Annotated in this window: 15 protein-coding genes; 1 reads left to right on the forward strand and 14 read right to left on the reverse strand. The window is 38.6% G+C overall.

The window, feature by feature from the left end; genetic code table 11:
- Window positions 1-57: 57 nt before the first annotated feature.
- From mdoH to AAEY68_RS09590, 14 genes are all read right to left on the reverse strand, one after another.
- The gene (gene mdoH / locus AAEY68_RS09525) at window positions 58-2,019 is read right to left on the reverse strand and encodes a glucans biosynthesis glucosyltransferase MdoH (protein ID WP_024593824.1); all 1,962 of its coding nucleotides are present in this window, start codon (window positions 2,017-2,019) and stop codon (window positions 58-60) included.
- Window positions 1,991-3,610 (reverse strand): glucan biosynthesis protein G, encoded by a 1,620-nt coding sequence (locus AAEY68_RS09530; protein ID WP_101216230.1) that lies wholly within the window; start codon window positions 3,608-3,610, stop codon window positions 1,991-1,993. Before AAEY68_RS09530 ends, mdoH begins: the two co-directional genes overlap by 29 nt.
- Before the next feature lie 329 nt (window positions 3,611-3,939).
- Window positions 3,940-6,672, reverse strand: a complete 2,733-nt coding sequence (locus tag AAEY68_RS09535) for an ExeM/NucH family extracellular endonuclease (protein ID WP_024593822.1) — start codon at window positions 6,670-6,672, stop codon at window positions 3,940-3,942.
- A 128-nt stretch (window positions 6,673-6,800) separates the two neighbouring features.
- A complete protein-coding gene (gene hemB / locus AAEY68_RS09540; protein ID WP_007579839.1) occupies window positions 6,801-7,811 on the reverse strand; it encodes a porphobilinogen synthase in 1,011 nt (336 codons plus the stop codon).
- A gap of 12 nt (window positions 7,812-7,823) precedes the next feature.
- A complete protein-coding gene (locus tag AAEY68_RS09545; protein WP_197103480.1) occupies window positions 7,824-9,677 on the reverse strand; it encodes a sensor domain-containing diguanylate cyclase in 1,854 nt (617 codons plus the stop codon).
- Entirely contained in the window at window positions 9,677-10,462 is a 786-nt protein-coding gene (locus tag AAEY68_RS09550; protein WP_024593821.1) for a TatD family hydrolase, read from the reverse strand. Before AAEY68_RS09550 ends, AAEY68_RS09545 begins: the two co-directional genes overlap by 1 nt.
- On the reverse strand, window positions 10,462-10,977 hold the full coding sequence (locus tag AAEY68_RS09555; protein ID WP_024593820.1) for a hypothetical protein: 516 nt from the start codon (window positions 10,975-10,977) through the stop codon (window positions 10,462-10,464). The genes AAEY68_RS09550 and AAEY68_RS09555 overlap by 1 nt, the downstream gene beginning before the upstream one ends.
- Window position 10,978: 1 nt before the next feature.
- The gene (tatC, locus tag AAEY68_RS09560; RefSeq protein WP_024593819.1) at window positions 10,979-11,719 is read right to left on the reverse strand and encodes a twin-arginine translocase subunit TatC; all 741 of its coding nucleotides are present in this window, start codon (window positions 11,717-11,719) and stop codon (window positions 10,979-10,981) included.
- Window positions 11,720-11,767: 48 nt separating this feature from the next.
- Entirely contained in the window at window positions 11,768-12,100 is a 333-nt protein-coding gene (gene tatB, locus AAEY68_RS09565; RefSeq protein WP_010554869.1) for a Sec-independent protein translocase protein TatB, read from the reverse strand.
- 5 nt (window positions 12,101-12,105) lie between these two features.
- On the reverse strand, window positions 12,106-12,354 hold the full coding sequence (gene tatA / locus AAEY68_RS09570; protein WP_024593818.1) for a Sec-independent protein translocase subunit TatA: 249 nt from the start codon (window positions 12,352-12,354) through the stop codon (window positions 12,106-12,108).
- Between the two features lie 80 nt (window positions 12,355-12,434).
- Window positions 12,435-14,039 (reverse strand): ubiquinone biosynthesis regulatory protein kinase UbiB, encoded by a 1,605-nt coding sequence (ubiB, locus tag AAEY68_RS09575; protein WP_010554870.1) that lies wholly within the window; start codon window positions 14,037-14,039, stop codon window positions 12,435-12,437.
- 9 nt (window positions 14,040-14,048) lie between these two features.
- The gene (locus tag AAEY68_RS09580) at window positions 14,049-14,732 is read right to left on the reverse strand and encodes a ubiquinone biosynthesis accessory factor UbiJ (protein WP_024593817.1); all 684 of its coding nucleotides are present in this window, start codon (window positions 14,730-14,732) and stop codon (window positions 14,049-14,051) included.
- An 11-nt stretch (window positions 14,733-14,743) separates the two neighbouring features.
- Window positions 14,744-15,499: a bifunctional demethylmenaquinone methyltransferase/2-methoxy-6-polyprenyl-1,4-benzoquinol methylase UbiE gene (gene ubiE, locus AAEY68_RS09585; RefSeq protein ID WP_024589468.1), complete on the reverse strand. Its 756-nt coding sequence runs from the start codon at window positions 15,497-15,499 to the stop codon at window positions 14,744-14,746.
- 83 nt (window positions 15,500-15,582) lie between these two features.
- Complete coding sequence (locus AAEY68_RS09590; protein ID WP_024593816.1) at window positions 15,583-16,569, reverse strand: GGDEF domain-containing protein; 987 nt, start codon at window positions 16,567-16,569, stop codon at window positions 15,583-15,585.
- A gap of 358 nt (window positions 16,570-16,927) precedes the next feature.
- Between AAEY68_RS09590 and AAEY68_RS09595 the strand changes: the two genes are divergently transcribed.
- On the forward strand, window positions 16,928-18,706 hold the full coding sequence (locus AAEY68_RS09595; RefSeq protein ID WP_024593815.1) for a DUF885 domain-containing protein: 1,779 nt from the start codon (window positions 16,928-16,930) through the stop codon (window positions 18,704-18,706).
- Window position 18,707 lies beyond the last annotated feature (1 nt).

The raw sequence follows: 18,707 nt of genomic DNA on the forward strand, positions 1-18,707 counted from the left end.
AGATAGCAAAAAGGAGCGATTAATCGCTCCTTTTTTGTTTTTGTATTTTATAACGCGCTAATTAAACTTTTTTATAGCCTTAGCTTTTAGCGCTTTCATCTTTAGCCTGCGTGGCTTCTTAAAAGACTGGATAGGCATTGTTACCAACTGCTCTTGTGGTAGTGCCGGTATTGTTTGTGGATAAGCACCTTCCTTTGGTACCGAAATTTCTTTTAGATGTATTTTAAGTGCTTCTAGAGTTGAGTCGTTATCAACTTCACTAGGGCAAATAAATATACCTAACTTTCTTAGTTGTACACCGAGTTTAATGCTACTGGTATAACGGATAATCGGAGCGCCTAATACTAAGCCCAGCAATATAGGTGATAACCACCAAAAGAATACTGGCGTGAAGTAGTAAGCCGTACAACCCCATGCAATAGCCACAATAGTTGAGAATAACGTATAACCAAACGCCTCTTTCCACGGAACCATACGACCTTCGCGCGGTTGTGCATCCCACTTCACTTTTTTACCTAAAAACACACAAAGTACAAAGTAAGCATGAAATACCATCATTAATGGGGCAACAATAATAGCAAATACGGTTTCAATGATTGAACCTAGTATGAGCTTAATTGAACCACCAAAGCGTTTGTTTCTATGTATTAAGGTTACTATTATGCCCATTAGTTTAGGCATTAATAAAATAACAATAGTTAAATACAAGAGTGAATCAATCAGATCGGTTTTAGCTATTTGCCATGTAGGGAATAATTGATAAACACGGTTAAAGTACACATCACTATTTAATGCGCGCGTTACTGCATCAATAGTACTTAGCGCTAGCATTGAGAGCCAAATTAGTGATGAAATATAGGCTGTCGCACCGAGTAAAAAGTGTAGCTTACTCATTAATTTTAATTTTGATGATGATAGTAAACCTAAGTGCTGAATATTACCTTGCACCCAGCGTCTATCGCGTACAGCGTAGTCTAGAATGTTACTTGGTACTTCTTCATAGCTACCTTCAATATCTGATAGCAACAATACATCCCAACCAGCACTGTGAAGTAGTGAAGCTTCTACAAAGTCATGACTTAAAATTTCGCCGCCAAAAGGTGCATTACCTTTTAGTGTTGGCAAGCCACAGCACGTTATAAATGCTTCAACTCTAATGATTGCATTATGACCCCAGTAGTTGGCTTTATCAGTTTGCCAAAAAGCTGAGCCAGTAGCGAGCATTGGGCTATATAGCACTGACGCAAACTGTAAAAAGCGGCCAAAAAAGGTATCTTGACGAACAGGGATCGGAATAGTTTGGATCAGGCCTGCTTGTGGGTTGTTGAGCATACTTGTAGTAAGCTCTAACATACATTTCCCGGTCATTACGCTATCTGCATCAAGCACAATCATATGGTCGTACTGGCTGCCCCAGCGCTCACAAAAGTCGGTTAGGTTACCTACTTTACGGTGTTTGTTATCTTCGCGACGACGATAAAAAACGTTTTTAGCCGTATCACCTAAACGTTCACACAATGCATGCCATGCACTTAGCTCGTTTTTAGCTATTTCTGGGTCTTGCGTGTCGCTTAATAAGTAAAAATCAAAGTTTGCAAGTTGGCCTGTTTCTTTTAACGATTGCAGACTAACTTCAAAGCCCGCGATAACACGGTGGGTGTCTTCGTTGTAAATAGGCATTACAACGGCGGTTTTTTGGGCGTTAATTGCCTCACTATTGAACTCAATTGGTTTAATACGCTTTAGCGTAAGTGGGTCAATTCGTAATAGCTGTAATACAAAGCCGATTGTTCCACTACAAAAGGCCGTTACAATCCAGGCAAAAGTGATTGAGAATAATACTAAAAGAGCATACTCAAGTAATGTCATACCGTTTGAGCTTAAAATCTCAAACATAATAGATATGCCGTAGCCAGATGTGCCGAGCGCTGCAATAGCAAATAGCCAAACTCTTAATGTTTTGAATGGCATTGGAGTGCCCTTACCTTTATTACTTGATGTCATTTGGGTACCAAACATAACTCCATACCTCGCTAATTTCTTTATCACGTAGTTTTAACGATAAACGCATATCAACGGGTTGATCGTCCTGTGGTGCAATCTTAAAGGCTACACGCCATCCGCGTGAATCAGGCAGTTTTTGTACATTCACGTCGGTTACTTCGCCTGTTGTAAGTTGAATGTCGGCATCTAGCTTTAACTGTTCAGAGAGTTGATTTATTTCTGACCCAGTAAAATCAACAGTAAATTGGCGATGGCTTTTTGGTGGCGGGTTGTCCTCACCAGGTAAAGCAGCACTACCGATTCTTGTGCGCAGTACTCTCGCTTTTTCGTGCTGAGTTAAAACTGCATTAAAGGTCGTCATTTTGTAGCTTAGCTTTAATGAATCACCGGCTTTCATTGGCTTTTCTGGTACCCAGTAACTGACGATATTGTCGTTAGTTTCTGTGTCAGTAGGTATCTCTACAAGCTCTACACGGCCATTTCCCCATTCACCTTGTGGTTCAATCCATAGACTAGGGCGGTTGTGGTAATGTGCTTCTGTGTCCAGATAGTTATTAAAATCTCGATCTCGTTGAGCTAACCCAAAACCTTTTGGATTATTGTATGAAAACGAAGTTACACTTAGCTGTGAAGGGTTGTTAAGAGGGCGCCATACCCATTTATCATCAGCAGATTGAGTTAATAGGCCATCCGAGTCATGAACTTCAGGGCGATAGTCATCAAAAAATTTGGTACTGTTTTCACCGTGGTAAAACATACTCGTTAATGGAGCTACGCCGAGCTTTTTAATGTCTTTACGTGCAAATATCTGCATATCAACATCAACTAGCATATTAGTTGTAGGGTCAACACTAAACTTGTATGCACCCGATATAGATGGGCTATCTAATAATGCAAAAATGGTAATTTGTGTTTGGTCGGCCTTTGGTTTAACTAACCAAAACTCTTTGAACATTGGAAATTCTTCACCTGAATTTTCTGCAGTATCAATGGCAAGGCCTCTAGCTGATAATCCATAAACTTGCTGAGGGCCAACAACTCTAAAATACGATGCTCCCTGAAATACCATTACTTCGTCTTTATACTCGTTAGTATTTAACGGGTAATGTAAGCGAAATCCAGCATGGCCTAGTTGAGTATCCGCAACACTTTTAGCTATTTCTTCTTGTAGTGGTGCAGCAGTGCCATCGTATTGGTAAAAGTCAGTACTGAAAGGTAAGCGACTGCGTTTAGAGTCGCTATCAACGGTATTTATTGTCACAGGTGTTTTATATAAAAAACCAGGATGGAATAATTGCAGCTCGTACAGGCCTTCATCTTTCCATACTGCTTTGTCTTTTTTAAATCGAATTGAACGGTAATCTTGATAATCAATATTGTTAAGTGCTTCAAGCTCAATGTTTTTAGGCGCCACGTATTCTTCGCTTGCTAACTTTTTAGCGCGGGCGCTAATTACGTCAAATAAGCTACTTTGTGGGATTGCTACATCAACGGTTGCAGCAATCGCTTGGTTGCTATTGCCCCAAGTCGAAAAAATAATAAGTAGACCCAGTAGTGGTGCTGACTTCTTTTGCCATTTAGGCAGATTTTGGGTTAGTTGTTTCATTCTCATTCCTTTATAAAAACACGACTTATTTTTACGTTTAGGGTAAATATTGATTTTATTTTGTAAGTATCTTCTAAATAACTTAGAGCAAAATTTAAACCTTAATAAAAGTTCATATTTTTCAATAGGTAAGATTTATATACATAATTCACTGAGGTTTTGTTGTGTAAAATTCACTCAAATGTATGTAGTTGTTACTGATTAATTACTAGAAGATTCACAGATCGTCTGAACATATTACGGGGGGTTTAATGAAGCTTGTCTGAATTACATTTGTATAAAATAAAAAAGCCGCAAGAGCGGCTTTTAAATGTTTAGATTTAACTTAGTTATTTCTTTTTAAATCGACGCACTATTGATAGTGGTGCTAAAAGAAGTGATAACCATAATAATGAACCTGCATCATTATCATCATCTGAGCGTAAGTTATTTACTTTCACGGCTACTTTTTCAACGTTAGATAAGTTACCCACGCTATCCTGAGCTTGCACTGTTAAAGTAATACGATTTTCAAATTCGTAATCAATCTCTCCAGCAACAATTAGCTGCCCCTGATTGTTAATAGAAACGCTGTCATTATCAGATGTAATAAATTTAACAACTGGTGATTCATCGGCATTTGGATCACTAAAATCGAGTGTGCCGATAATTGTGCCAATTGCGCTGTTTTCATCGACTGCAAAAACTTGATCAGCTTTAATAACTGGCGTTTGCTCTTCAGGTGTTAAAGTGATTTCAGATTTAATATCAATAATTACAGGGTCGTGATCTGATGCGCGGTATGCACTTTCAGAGTACAAACTAGATTGTTGACCTTCGCTTTTAAACTCTACATTGTAATCAAGAGAAATAGGTTCATCTGCGTTGATGTGCCAATCTGTTGCTGCGACAATTTTGCTAAGTAGTGATTGGGTAGCTACTGCATGATCTAAACTACCAGCGCGACCAGAAAAGCTGTAAGAATAACCAAGCGTATCACCATCAATTTCTGCAACTACATTTTTGTAGCCTTTATCAGCAAATGCACGTATAGGATCTTCCATTGCGTAAGCATTCATATCGCCGACTAAAATAGTATCTTCGTCGTCAACACCGGTTGGTTTGCTATCAAGCCAATTTGCGAATGCATTAGCACCTTCTGTGCGTATTTCATTCCAACAGCCTTGTCCATCACCTGAATCTGCATTGTTTCCAGAAGCACTACCACAGCTTTTAGATTTAAGGTGTGACACAGCAACAGTAAATACTTCATCAGTTTCTAATGATTTAAAGCTTTGTGCAATTGGAGCACGGTTACTAAAATCAAATGGAGCCTCAGTCGTAATAGCAGCAGTACCTACTTCTTCTACTTTGTTAGCACGATAGATAAGTGCGGTAGTAATTGCATCGGTACCAATTTGATCTACGTTAAAATCAACAAATGCATAGTTGTTAGCACTATCAGCGTCATTTAATGCATCTACTAAGCTTGCAATTGCACTAAATTCGCCAAAACCATCATTTTCAATTTCCATTAAACCAACAACATCGGCCTGGATAGCGCTAATGGCACTTACAATTTTAGCTTCTTGGCGAGTAAATTCAGCTTCTGAATCTGCACCTCGGGCTGTCGGGAACCCTCCGCCTTGGCCATCACCATTAAAGTAATTAAGTACGTTAAAGCTAGCTACACGTAAATCTGCTTCAGCATTAAGTTCAGGCGCATTTTCACGTGCATTTGTTGCAATAAACGAAGGTGCTACAGTTGGGTGGATTCTGTAAAGGCTAAAGCTATAAGCAAGTGCCCCCGTAACCGTATTAACTGTATCGCCAGTACGTAATGTATTTTCTGCTGATAAGCCTGGAGTTGGGTAGGCTGTAGGGTCTAAGTTTTGTACTGTAGAGCCATCATCTAGTAAAATCTTTTTAAGTAGATTTTCAGTTTCAACTGCATTAGCTGCATCTCCAGGTAATGCAACTTGGGTACCTTGATACAAGCGTTCTGTAGCTAATTCAACTTCACCATATCGACCAAGGCCAAAGTTATTAGTTACTACTAATGGTTGTTCTAATGTAACTAACATACCTTCAAAAGCTTCTAAATCAGTTGTATCAGCTAAAGGTAAAGTGATTTTTGTAGCTGCTGCAGCTAAACCAGTGCCACATACGGCAACTTGGCTAACACTGCCGATTTGTGTTGCATCAAAATATTCTTCTACAGTACCTTGTACACGTACATGGTCGCCTACGTTTACGTCAATATCTGCAAAATAAACAAATACACCTTCAGAGGTGAGAGGATTTGCATCTATGTCAGCAGCAAGTGAGCTAACGAAAAAGCCTTTTAATTGATCATCATCTTGGAAGTCTGCGGTTACAATACCCTCAAACTCTACTAAAGTATTAACAAGCGGGCTTGCAGAGCTATCGCCTTGTATAGCGTTAATTAGTACTTTTTCTGCGCCACAAACAAGTGGTTCAAGTGGTTCTGGTTCTGGAATTGGTTCAGGAGCACTGCCTTCAGAACCAGAATGAGAACCTAATCCATCGAATGTATCTATATCAAATTGAACCCATTCATCGCTAGGGCTAAACGCTGATGTTGAATCAGTGCGGCCTGTTGTAATACTGTCTTTTCTACGGAGTGTTTTGTTTTGCGTTTGTGCTGAGGCATCAGACCAAAATGACCCTGGATCTACACCCACTTGACCAAAGCTATCGACTACAATACCATCTTTTGTTAACACAAGAGCATCGTCACCGTTGTAAAATGTAACAGTGCTAGTAGTATCGGAAATACTTAGTATGTCTTCAATTGCGCCGGAGTTGGCAATTACGTATGTTGTATTTGCAGCTAATTCACCTGTTAAAGCAATAGAATTTCCTACAGTATCGCTACCGTTTGAATACAGTCCTAATGTGTATCCATCAAGTACTATTGAGGTAGGTGCATTATTATAAAGCTCAATTGCTTTATTATTACTGCTTCCCTCTATGTATTCTGAAATGATTAGATCTGCAGAGGCTGGTGCACTGAGACTTGCTATAACAAGTGCGAGTGGTGTTATTTTTGTTTTAAACATTTTTTTATTATTCCCGTGTATTAATCCCAAAATGGGACACCAGTTTAGAGAATAAATATGACGAAAATAATACAAAAATGTAAACGAATGTAAATAAAAGGCGATTTAACCGCCTTTTTATAAAAACCTTACTTTTTAGCTAGGTATTGTGCGGCTTGCTTAGCAAAATAGGTCAATATTCCATCAGCGCCTGCACGCTTAAATGCAAGTAAAGACTCCATTATAGTAGCTTCCTCACTTAACCAACCGTTATCAATAGCTGCTTTGTGCATTGCATACTCGCCACTTACCTGATATGCGAAAGTAGGTACACCAAACTCGTCTTTAACACGACGTACAATATCTAAATAAGGCATGCCAGGCTTAACCATGACCATATCAGCGCCTTCTTGTAAGTCTAATGCGACTTCACGTATTGCTTCATCAGAGTTTGCTGGGTCCATTTGGTAGGTTTTTTTATCGGCACCTTTTAAGTTCCCAGCAGAACCTATTGCGTCTCTAAATGGGCCATAGTAGCTAGATGCGTACTTAGCTGAGTAGGCCATAATACGGGTATGCACAAACCCATCAGCTTCAAGTGCTTCACGAATTGCAGCAATACGGCCATCCATCATGTCCGAAGGGGCAATTACATCAGCGCCCGCTTCTGCATGCGAGAGTGCTTGTTTAACTAAAATTTCGGTGGTTACGTCGTTTATTACATAGCCTGTGTCATCAATAATGCCGTCTTGACCGTGCGTCGTGAATGGATCAAGTGCACCATCAGTAATTACACCCAACTCAGGAAAGGCTTCTTTTAAAGCGCGAACAGTGCGTTGCACTAAGCCATCGTCATTATATGCTTCTTCGGCAAATAGTGATTTTTTGTCCGCAGGGGTTACCGGAAAAATAGCAACGGCAGGTACGCCAAGCTCAACAAGTTCTTTTGCCTCAAGTAATAGTAAATCTATCGATAGACGTTCAATACCAGGCATTGATTCAATTGCTTCGCGACGATTTTTACCTTCTAGTACAAATACAGGGTAAATTAAATCGTTTACGCTAAGTTGGTTTTCGGCCATTAAGCGGCGAGAAAAGTCGCTGCGGCGCATTCTGCGCATGCGAGTATACGGGAAAAGGTCTAATCCTGACTGGGCCATATTAATATGCTCCTACTGTGGTAATGGAAAAGTGATTACTTGATTACGGCCATGTTGCTTTGCGTAATAAAGTGCTTTGTCGGCGCACTCAGTAAAAATTTGAGGGTTGCTAACATCATCAGCAATGCTGGTGTATACACCAGCGCTAATTGTAAATTGAATATCATTATTGGCAACCGTTACTGTACTGGCTGAGATAGCTGCTCGTATTTTTTCAGCTATGTCTTGTGCACCTTCGCTGGGGGTATTAGGTAATAGCACCACAAACTCTTCACCGCCATAACGAGCAACTTCATCGAGTGGTCGCTTTAAATGATCTTTTATAAGGTCAGATACAGCTTTAATAACTTGATCGCCAATTATGTGTCCGTATGTATCGTTAATACTTTTGAATCGGTCTATATCAAGCATAACAATACTAAGCGGTGTTTGTTCTCGGCGAGAGCGACGAATCTCCATTATTAGCTTTTTATCAAAAAAGCGTCTGTTTTTTATTCCGGTTAAAGCGTCTTCGGTATTGAGTAACTCAAGTGAGCGGTTTTTTTCTTCAAGTTCTCTGAGTGTAACTTGTAATTCAAAGGTGCGTTCGTCGACTTGTGATTCGAGTTCTTGGCGTGTTTTTTCTTGTAACTTTAAGCGCTCTTTAAGTAGCGTATCTTGAGCCGCATTTTCAGCAATCAAGGTTTGCTGAGCAATTACTTCTTCATCACGTTGCAAAATAAATAACTTCATTACACTGTAGCATAGACAAAATGTGCAGCTAAAAAAGCATGTAAATACAAATGCTAATGTACTTCTGTCAAAGGCGTATAGCCCTATTACTGCAACAATAAAATAAAGCATCACCACCAAGAAAAAAACTAATACGAGCAGTAGCGCTTTATTAGGTTTAGAAGGTGATAAACGTATGCACATAAGTGTAGTTGCAATATAAAAGCCTAAAACGATTGGGATAGTAGTTAAGCAAAATAGTGTCACTATATGGGTTGGAAATAGCCAAATAAACAATAACGAGACACCTAATGCGTTAACTATCACTTTTTGAACCGTAAGTAAAAAAGAGGGCTTTGGATGGCAAATTTGCTTTTGTAAAGGCAAAAACATTAAAGCAATAAGCATAAGTAATATAGGGATCATAACTTGCTGTAACGCTGGCAAATTAGGATGAATATATTTTAGGCCAAAGCCACAAATGTAGGCTAATAAACTACCTAATGTGAGGGTAATTAAACCAGCATAAACAAAATAACGTTTACGTGAAAAACTATATAAAACTAAGCAACTCACACCTAAAGAAAATATAAAACCAATCAATAAGCCATAGAGTAAATTAAGTTTACCTTTATGTGCCAAATAAGCTTCTGGTTGCCACAGCGTTAAAGGGACTCGCAAGCCGGAGCTATTCGTCACTCTCATAATAATAATGGTTTCGCTATTTGCAGGGCTAATTAATTTAACTAATAAAGATTCACTCTTAATCGCACGTTTATCAAGGGGGTATGCATCGCCAATTTGGGTGTGAGAAATTAATTGCGAGTTATGTAACTGATATACTTGAACGTCGTTTAGCAGAGGGTTGTTTAGTGACAACAGTTGTTCGGTATTATAACTAAGCGTGTTTTTTATTTTAAATTTCATCCATACAGAACGCTGCTCAAGACCTAGGTTAAGAGGTTTACCTGTGTTTTTTTGCCACTGTATATGGCTACTTTGTTGTGCATCTAATAGCGAAGTTGGTTCAAAAGAGTAATGCAGGTTATTAATGTTTTGGGAGTTAAAATCATGTTTTATTATTACAGGGCTTGCGAAAGAGCAAAAAGTGCAAAGAAGCATCAATAGACTTAGTAATGCTTTTGCGCACGCCATTAGCAGCTCTTTAAACCAAAAACATTGTAAAAGTTTTCTGTAGTTTTGCGGGCCACAACTTCTTCATCTATTTGATAAAGTTGCGCAACTGTTTGGCAAATATAAGGAAGCAGAGCGGGTTCATTTTTACGCGATTTAGGTTTTGGCTTAACTGTTCGTGGAATTAAAAATGGTGCATCAGTTTCTATTAATAATCGATCTAGAGGAATGCTAGGCACTAGTTGTTGTAAATCTTTACCACGCCTTTCATCACATACCCAACCCGTTATACCAATATACAGACCTAAATCTAAATATTGCTTTAGAGCTGCTGAGTTACCCGTAAAGCAGTGGAGTACACCGCGAATATTAAACTCTTTTAAAATACTTAGCATGTCGTCACTTGCATCACGTTCATGTAAGTAAACAGGTAAATCTAATTTTTCGGCAAGTGCTAGGTGGCGTCTAAAAACACTACGCTGTACATCGCGAGGCGAAAAGTCACGGTTATAATCAAGGCCGCATTCACCAATCGCTATGACTTGCTTATTGTTTGCAAGTGCAGTTAATTGTGCTTCTAATTCATTCGTCGCCGATTTAGCATCATGTGGGTGGACACCCGCCGTAGAATATTGGAGATGTTTTATCGCAAGTTCAAGTGATTGCTGACTACTCGCAATATCACAACCTATAATAAGCATATTTGTAACACCGGCTTCGCTTGCACGGGTAATTACATCATAATGCTGGTCATCAAATTGATGATTAGTTAAGTTAACTCCAGCATCAATTAACGTATATGACATTACTTAGTACGTTTAACGCGAATAGAGCGGTTTTTACCGTCTTGTTTCAGTAAAAAGGAGTTGAATGCACCACGGCTGATTACAATTGTATCGTTTTCTTTTAAACGCATGCTGTCAGAGCCAATTTGACGCCATTGTTGGCCGTTATCTAGCGAAATAATTAACTCGCCATAAGCTGCTTCTTTCACTGAAGTAACCATAGCTTTAATTTCAGTCTCTTTTTCTACCTGTGATTCTTTGTGCTCTAAGCCAAAATCGTCAGTTTTTGCCTTTGCTTGCATTGGTGCAGCAGCTACGGCTTGAGGTACATTGTTAGCCGTTGGTGGAGTGAGTGTTTTTGTTATTGTTGGCTTTGTTAGTGATTTACCAGCAATTGTATTGTCATAGCAAAGTAATCGGTTAAAGTCATTTTCAATAAAGCTACATGCTTGCAGGGCCTGAGTATTAAATTCAGTTTGCGCAGCAAAAGTAGGCGCACTTAATAAAACCAATAGTGAGAGTAGTTGTTTTTTCATTTTATTCCTCAGATTCTTTTTGTGGTTTGGCGGTATAAAATTTTGCTAAAATTAAACCTAGTTCAAACAAAAGAAGCATCGGAAATGCTAATAATGTTTGTGATAAAACATCAGGCGGTGTTAAAAACATTGCCACTACAAATACACCCACCACGATATAAGGGCGCTTTTCTTTTAAGCTTTTTGTTGTTGTTGCGCCACTCCAGCATAGCAGCATAATAGCTACTGGAATTTCGAAAGCGACACCGAATGCAAAAAATAGTTTTAATACGAATCCTAAATAGCTAGCGATATCGGGTGCTAGAGTCATCATTTCGGGACCTGTACTTGTAAAAAAACCTAATATAATTGGTAGTACTGCAAAGTAGCAAAAAGCGATACCCCCATAAAACAAGACAACGCTTGAGATTAGTATAGGTATTAGCATTTTTTTTTCATTTTGGTACAAGCCAGGAGCTATAAACCCCCAAATTTGATGAAGTATCCATGGAGTAGATAATAAAGCCGCAACAAAAAAAGTAAGCATCATAGGGACTATAAAAGGGTCACTCACATTTATAGCTATCATGGTCGCGCCATTAGGTAAATGAACCACTAATGGTGCAGCTATAAGTTCGTAAATATTATCTTTAAAATAAAACAGCGCGATAAAAAATAATAAAATGCTCAATAGCGCTTTTATCAGTCGATCACGTAACTCAATTAAATGAGATACAAACCCCGATTTTACTTCCTCAACCATTATTTTTTATACCATGTAGTGAGTTGACCACAAAGTGAGAGATAAATTTCACTTTTTTTCATCAAGTTGTTGGTTATTTGATGTATCAGGTTGTGTTTTTTTGTAGCTGTGAGTAACTGACTCAGCCGCTTTTTGTAGCTCCGTTAATGAACTTTGTAGCTCAGGGCTTAAGTCTTTTAGTTCTTGTTGTTCTGCTTTTTTAAGGTTTTCGTGAAGTTCATGAATACGCAGTTCTTCACTTACTTCGGCTTTTACCGAGTTGGCAAGTGATTTAGCGGTTTTAACCCATTTACTCACTGTTCTAATAGCAACAGGTAAGCGCTCAGGGCCGAGCACCACTAAGCCAACAATAAAAACAACAACAAGTTCCCACATTCCCATACTAATTAAACCTTATTGCTATCTTTGTTTTTTTCAGTATTGGTTGAGTCGTCAACGGTGCTTTTTTCTGATTGTTGAATTTGCTCTGATTTTTCTTGCTCACTCGCTGTGTCGTCCGACATTGCTTTTTTGAAGCCTTTAACAGCGCCTCCAATATCACCACCCATACCGCGTAGTTTTTTTGTGCCGAAAAGTAAAACTATGATCGCTAAAACAATTAATAATTGCCAAATACTAATACCACTAAAACCCATGGTTTTCTCCAATATATAAAACGGTTAAATGTATATTTTAAATACTAATTATACGCCCAATAGCGCAAATAGCACTCAGTTTATGCGTTGCGCCATGCTGCAATAAAGCTAATAGCAGATAAGGCTATTGCAATGCTTGCAGCTACTAAATCGTGCTGTAAATAACAAAGTGTTGCCATAATCATTGTAGCACTACCAAATAAACTCAATATTAAAGGTTTATGAGATACCTTTTGTTCTTGAGGTTGATGAGCGTGTGGTGCACGCTTTAAATTTTGGTAAATTAGATCAGGTAGTTCAGGCATTTTTTCAGCCCAAAATGGCAAGTTAGCATACATTTGCTTCAGTACTGATAGCGGTCCAACTTGCTGCTTCACCCAATCTTCTAAAAAGGGTTTGGCTGTTTTCCACAAGTCGAGTTGCGGGTAAAGCTGACGCCCTAATCCTTCAACGTATAATAAGGTTTTTTGTAGCAATACTAATTGCGGTTGTACTTGCATGTTAAAACGACGTGCAGTATTAAATAGATTTACGAGCACGTGACCAAATGAAATTTCAGCCAAAGGTTTATTAAATATAGGCTCGCAAACTGTGCGAATCGCAAATTCAAATTCTTCAATGCTAGTATCTGGTGGTACCCAACCTGAATCAACGTGTAGCTGTGCAACTTGGCGATAATCACGATTAAAAAAGGCGATAAAGTTTTCAGCTAAATAGCGTTTATCTTCTTTGCTTAACGTACCAACTATACCGCAATCAATACCGATATACATTGGATTTTCAGGATGCTCGCGAGAGACGAATATATTACCAGGGTGCATGTCGGCATGAAAAAAGCTGTCTCTAAACACCTGCGTAAAAAACACTTCTACGCCGCGCTCAGCAAGTAATTTCATATTAGTGTTTTGCGCCAGTAATGCATCCGTATCAGACACAGGTATACCGTAAATACGCTCCATTACCAGCACATTGCTACGGCTGTAATCACTGTAAACTGCAGGGATATATAATGAATCAGAGCCTTCAAAATTGCGTTTTAGTTGAATCCCGTTGGCACCTTCTCGCATTAAATCGAGCTCGTCTAGGAGTGTTTTTTTGTATTCTTTAACCACTTCAACGGGGCGTAGACGTTTTGATTCGTTATGGACTTTTGCAAGTACCTTAGCGAGCTTTTCCATTAACGCTAAGTCGGCATTAATTTGCTCGTAAATATTGGGTCTAATAACCTTAATTACTACATCTTGCTCAATGCTTTGCTCATCAATAAGCTTTGCTGTATGTACTTGCGCTATAGATGCTGAGGCCAGTGGAGTTTGTGAAAACTCACTAAACAATTCACTTATGTCGTTAATTTCTAGCGCTTTTTCTATGATTTTTTGTGCAAGTGCGCCTTCAAATGGCTGAACTTGATCTTGTAAAAACGCAAGCTCTAAAGCGATATCATGCGGGAGTAAATCACGACGAGTAGAGAGCATTTGGCCAAACTTAATCCAAACAGGACCAAGCTCTTGTAGTGCCAAACGTAAACGTAGCCCTGCAGGTTTTTCTTTGTGCTGATTACGCAGCCAAAACAAACTGCCACGAGCTACTTTACCAAACCAAGGGATCTTATGTTTTGGAATTAGCTCGTCTAACCCATAGCTAAGTAATGTTTTGGTGATGTTATACAAACGTGCAGTCGACACAAAAAATCCTTAGCGGGTGTTTGAAGGTGAAAAAGAGTTTAACAAGGTATTTATACGCAGCTCAACAGCAGCGACTTGGCCTTTGAGTTCTCTATTTTTTTGTTTAAATTGCTCAAGTTCTAATGGGTGAATAGTAATTGCGAGCTCATCTTGGCATAAACTTATAAGCATTGTACTTATTTTAGTGTTGGTTTTGCTGCTCTTTTGTTTTAGTTTTTTTAAGTGCAGATATAACTGCTGAGCGGGGGTATCGCCAATGTATCTAGAGAGCTGTTCAGGCCAATCAATATCAATGCCTGAAAACGCATTGCTATAAGTTTGCGCAATATTTAAATCGCCTTGTAAGTCGAGCTTATCTTGGCGAATTAACTGGGTAAGCATAGCTGGGTTTTTAAGCGCTAAAAGCGTGTCTATGTCTGCGCTGATCATACAATCTGCGTTTTCATTATTTTGAGCACTGTATAAGTGTAATTGCTCAGCGCTATAAACAAGTTGGATGCTTTGTTGCCAATCTCTTACTTCAACCACTAAGCGCTGATGTTTAACGGCGCTTAGCTTTTGGGATAATTGTGGGTCAAGGCTAAGTGCTTGATTTAGTACACGCTCAATAAGCGAAAGTACAAAATTAGGTAACATAAAAAATTCAGATGGCATTGCATCATTATTATTTTTTGTTATTTTCTCAAGCGCCATAACTGCTAGCCTTAATATTTAAAACCACGGTGCAGCGCAACAATTCCGCCTGTGAGGTTTTGGTATGTTGTTTGCTCAAAGCCTGCATCTTCCATCATCGCTTTTAGCGTGTCTTGATCTGGATGCATACGAATAGATTCAGCTAAATACTTATACGATTCACTGTCGTTAGCAACTAGTTTACCCATTGTAGGCAATAAATTAAATGAGTAAAAATCGTAAGCTTTACTAAGTACGTCATGCTCTGGTTTTGAAAACTCTAAAACAAGTAAACGACCACCTGGCTTTAAAATGCGGTACATAGAGCGTAATGCTTTGTCTTTATCGGTAACGTTACGTAAGCCAAAGGCAATAGTGATCACATCAAAGCTATTATCTGGGAACGGTAGCATTTCTGCATTCATTTGTACGTAGTCGATATTGCCCACTAATCCAAGATTATGCAGTTTTTCACGACCTACTTTAAGCATAGATGAGTTTATATCACCCAAAACAACTTGACCCGTTTCGCCCACTAATTGGCTAAACTTTGCCGTTAAGTCGCCAGTGCCGCCGGCTAAATCAAGTACATGATGGCCTTTACGAACACCTGAGCTTGCAATAGTTTGACGTTTCCATAAACGATGCACCCCAAAAGACATTAAATCATTCATTACATCGTATTTTGCAGCTACTGAGTGAAATACATCAGCAACCATAGAAGCTTTATCGTTCTCGGCTACTGTTTTATAACCAAAATGCGTGGTCTTTTGTTCGGTTTCGTTCATGATTAATCTCTATCGTGACAATAGAGGTTAGTGTACTTTATTGTACACAGTAGGTGCAATTTGAATATGATTTATCAGGTAATTTATTGCCCTGCAGTGTAACTACTTTGACCTAATGAACGTGCTTTAAAAGCCGCATGAGATGCTTTTTTTGCTAACTGATTAAAATCATCTTCTTGTTGATGCTGAGCAATTCCTAGTGATAAGCCAATACTTGGTAGCTTGATACCTGTTTTTGAACTAACAAAGCGTAGCTTTTCGACCCCATTTCGTACTTTTTCGGCAATAACATTAGCTGTATCTGGGTCTATGTCGGCGAGGAGAACAGTAAATTGATCTTTTGCTGTGCGACCAGGTAAGCCACTTTGAAAAACATATTTTTGCACTTGCTTAGCGACTTTACTCAAAATGACTTCACCAATAATATCACCATAATTTTTAGTAAAGTGATCAAGGTTGTCTATTTGAATCGCTATTGCGCAAATAGATTTTTGTTGATTAGTCCACACTTGGGTTTGTTGCGTTAAATAATGGCGCTTATAAAGCCCTGTTTGGCTATCAATAATATGCTGTTTACGAAGTTGAGTTAGCTGCTTTTGTGTTTTTTCGTGTAGTTGTTTGGCTTTGCTTAGTTCTTGCTTAAATTGCTTATGTTGGTTGAGTAATTCGGCGGTTTGATTATTAAGAACTTCAAGCGCTTGACGGCTTTGTTCTATGTTGTTCTCATCTAGCGAATGTACGCATTCGCTCACTTGACCCGCAAAGCGAATTATTTGCTTTTCAGTAGCTTGAGAATTTTGAGAAAGTGAGTTTATAACACCATCAACATTTTGAATCATGTTGACTTGCGCTTTGTGGCCAGTATTTAAAAACTCAGAATGTAGTTGTTCAATTAAAACGCTATCTATATTGTCTTCAACAGCGATAGCACGGTCTAAAGCTTTATTTAGCTTGAGATTAGTTTGACTGGTATAAGCATAAATAACTTGATAATTCAGCGGCGTAGGTGGGAGCGTATAACGCTCTAAAAAAACACACACTTTGGTCATTTTTTCTTGTGCAATAGCCATGGAATCATGGAACATCATTTTAAATACCAACTAAGTACGCATAAGTGCAAATTTTAAAATATCTCATTCCATGAGGCGGTTATGCGTCCGAGCTTTTTATTATTTTTTTATACAGTAATCATTATCCGAGCTATTTAAAAGCAAAAACGATAGTTAGGGAACTTAAATTTTGCTTTAGCAGCTCAATCGCTGTTTTTCTCATCAATTAGGCTGGTTTTTACTTCATTTAATGTATGTAACGTATTAATACACTTGGTATAAGTAGGGATTATTACTATGAGGTTGGTCTCATTTACTTGCTATTTATTTACCCTACGATAGCTTTATGAAATTAATAACACTGCTAAGTTACATTATAATGAATCATTTTTTAATTAAGCCACTTCGCCAATCTTTATTTGGTATCACGGTTTTGTGCTCATTAAGTGCATGCCAAATGACCATGCAAAATTCAGATCAACAATTTACTAAAGTAGCGCAAAGTATTGTTGATTATAGAGAAAGCATTAACCCTTACGATAGTGTAGGTGGTGTTGAAGGTTATTTATTACCAAATTTATCCCCTGAATTTTTAGCGCAAGAATATAAAAATAAAACGCGATTACTTGCTGAATTAGACACTATTAATATTGAAAAGCTAAGCGACGAAAATCAAATTAACTTCGATATTATTCGAGCTCAAGTACAAAACAGTGTCGATGAATATGTATTTAATGCGCACTATATGCCGCTCACCTCTGAATATGGGTTCCATTCTGGTTTGTCGTACATAATAAATAGTTCTCAATATAAAAACCCGGAAGACTACCAAGTGTATCTTGCACGATTGTCGCAAGTTCCACGCTTTTTTGAGCAAAACATGTATTGGATGAAAAAAGGGCTTGAGACAGGGCTTACTCAACCTAAAGCTGTGTTGGAAGGTTATGAAGATTCAATTAATGCCTACATTGTTGACGATGTAACTACATCTGAGTTTTATAAACCTTTTTTAACTAATACAGCGGGTTTGAGCGACAGTGAATTTAAAGCGCTACAACAAAAAGCCAAAATCATTATAAAAAAAGAGGTTATAAAATCTTATAAAGATTACTTAGTGTTTTTTACGCAGCAATACCAACCGGGCGCTCGCACAAGTATTGGTATTTCAGAAACCCCTAATGGCAAAGCTTTTTATAAAAACCGTGCTAAGCATTACACCACTACCGACATGACACCAAAAGAGATCCACGAGCTAGGCTTAAAAGAAGTTGAGCGAATTCGTAGTGAAATGGAAAACGTAATAGCAGAGGTAGGTTTTAAAGGCACGTTTGCCGAATTTATCCACTTTTTACGCACTGATCCACAATTTTACGCCACAACACCAGAGCAACTTTTAAAAGAAGCATCTTACATTGCAAAAAAAATGGATGCACAACTGCCTAAGTTATTTCATACCTTACCGCGCAAACCTTATGGTGTAGCACCTGTACCGGCCAGTATTGCACCTAAATACACAACCGGTCGATATTCAGGCTCTAATCGAGATGATGAAGCAGGGTATTATTGGGTAAATACTTACGCTTTAGATAAGCGCCCTTTGTATGTTTTAGAAGCATTAACGCTGCACGAAGCCGTGCCTGGCCATCATTTACAAATATCACTTAATGCAGAGCTTGAAAATCTGCCGAGCTATCGCCGTGATGCTTACCTCTCGGCATTTGGCGAAGGTTGGGGGCTTTACTCTGAATATTTAGGTTTAGAAGCCGGCTTTTATCAAGACCCATATAGCCGTTTTGGTCGTTTAACGTATGAAATGTGGCGAGCAGCGCGTTTAGTTGTTGATACAGGTATGCATATGTATGGCTGGAGTCGCGAGCGTGCCATGAACTTTATGAGCGAAAATACAGCGCTTTCGTTGCATAACGTTAAAACCGAAACCGATCGTTATATTACATGGCCTGCACAGGCGCTTTCGTACAAAATAGGTGAGCTTACTATTAAGCGTTTACGCATTGAAGCAGAGCAAGCGCTAGGAAAAAGCTTTGATATTCGTGAATTTCATCATCAAATATTACGCCATGGTTCAGTGCCTTTATCGGTACTTGAAACGCAAGTGCGTTTATATATAAAAGCAGAGTTAGCTAAACAACAGAATTAGA

The organism is Pseudoalteromonas sp. RB2-MNA-CIBAN-0110, assembly GCF_040309305.1.
Classification (GTDB): domain Bacteria; phylum Pseudomonadota; class Gammaproteobacteria; order Enterobacterales; family Alteromonadaceae; genus Pseudoalteromonas; species Pseudoalteromonas arctica.

Bases quoted from the DNA above. Each gene is read 5' to 3' on its own strand.
- mdoH (WP_024593824.1), bottom strand. From the start codon at position 2,019: ATGTTTGGTACCCAAATGACATCAAGTAATAAAGGTAAGGGCACTCCA.
- AAEY68_RS09530 (WP_101216230.1), bottom strand. From the start codon at position 3,610: ATGAAACAACTAACCCAAAATCTGCCTAAATGGCAAAAGAAGTCAGCA.
- AAEY68_RS09535 (WP_024593822.1), bottom strand. From the start codon at position 6,672: ATGTTTAAAACAAAAATAACACCACTCGCACTTGTTATAGCAAGTCTC.
- hemB (WP_007579839.1), bottom strand. From the start codon at position 7,811: ATGGCCCAGTCAGGATTAGACCTTTTCCCGTATACTCGCATGCGCAGA.
- AAEY68_RS09545 (WP_197103480.1), bottom strand. From the start codon at position 9,677: ATGGCGTGCGCAAAAGCATTACTAAGTCTATTGATGCTTCTTTGCACT.
- AAEY68_RS09550 (WP_024593821.1), bottom strand. From the start codon at position 10,462: ATGTCATATACGTTAATTGATGCTGGAGTTAACTTAACTAATCATCAA.
- AAEY68_RS09555 (WP_024593820.1), bottom strand. From the start codon at position 10,977: ATGAAAAAACAACTACTCTCACTATTGGTTTTATTAAGTGCGCCTACT.
- tatC (WP_024593819.1), bottom strand. From the start codon at position 11,719: ATGGTTGAGGAAGTAAAATCGGGGTTTGTATCTCATTTAATTGAGTTA.
- tatB (WP_010554869.1), bottom strand. From the start codon at position 12,100: ATGGGAATGTGGGAACTTGTTGTTGTTTTTATTGTTGGCTTAGTGGTG.
- tatA (WP_024593818.1), bottom strand. From the start codon at position 12,354: ATGGGTTTTAGTGGTATTAGTATTTGGCAATTATTAATTGTTTTAGCG.
- AAEY68_RS09580 (WP_024593817.1), bottom strand. From the start codon at position 14,732: ATGGCGCTTGAGAAAATAACAAAAAATAATAATGATGCAATGCCATCT.
- ubiE (WP_024589468.1), bottom strand. From the start codon at position 15,499: ATGAACGAAACCGAACAAAAGACCACGCATTTTGGTTATAAAACAGTA.
- AAEY68_RS09590 (WP_024593816.1), bottom strand. From the start codon at position 16,569: ATGGCTATTGCACAAGAAAAAATGACCAAAGTGTGTGTTTTTTTAGAG.
- AAEY68_RS09595 (WP_024593815.1), top strand. From the start codon at position 16,928: ATGAATCATTTTTTAATTAAGCCACTTCGCCAATCTTTATTTGGTATC.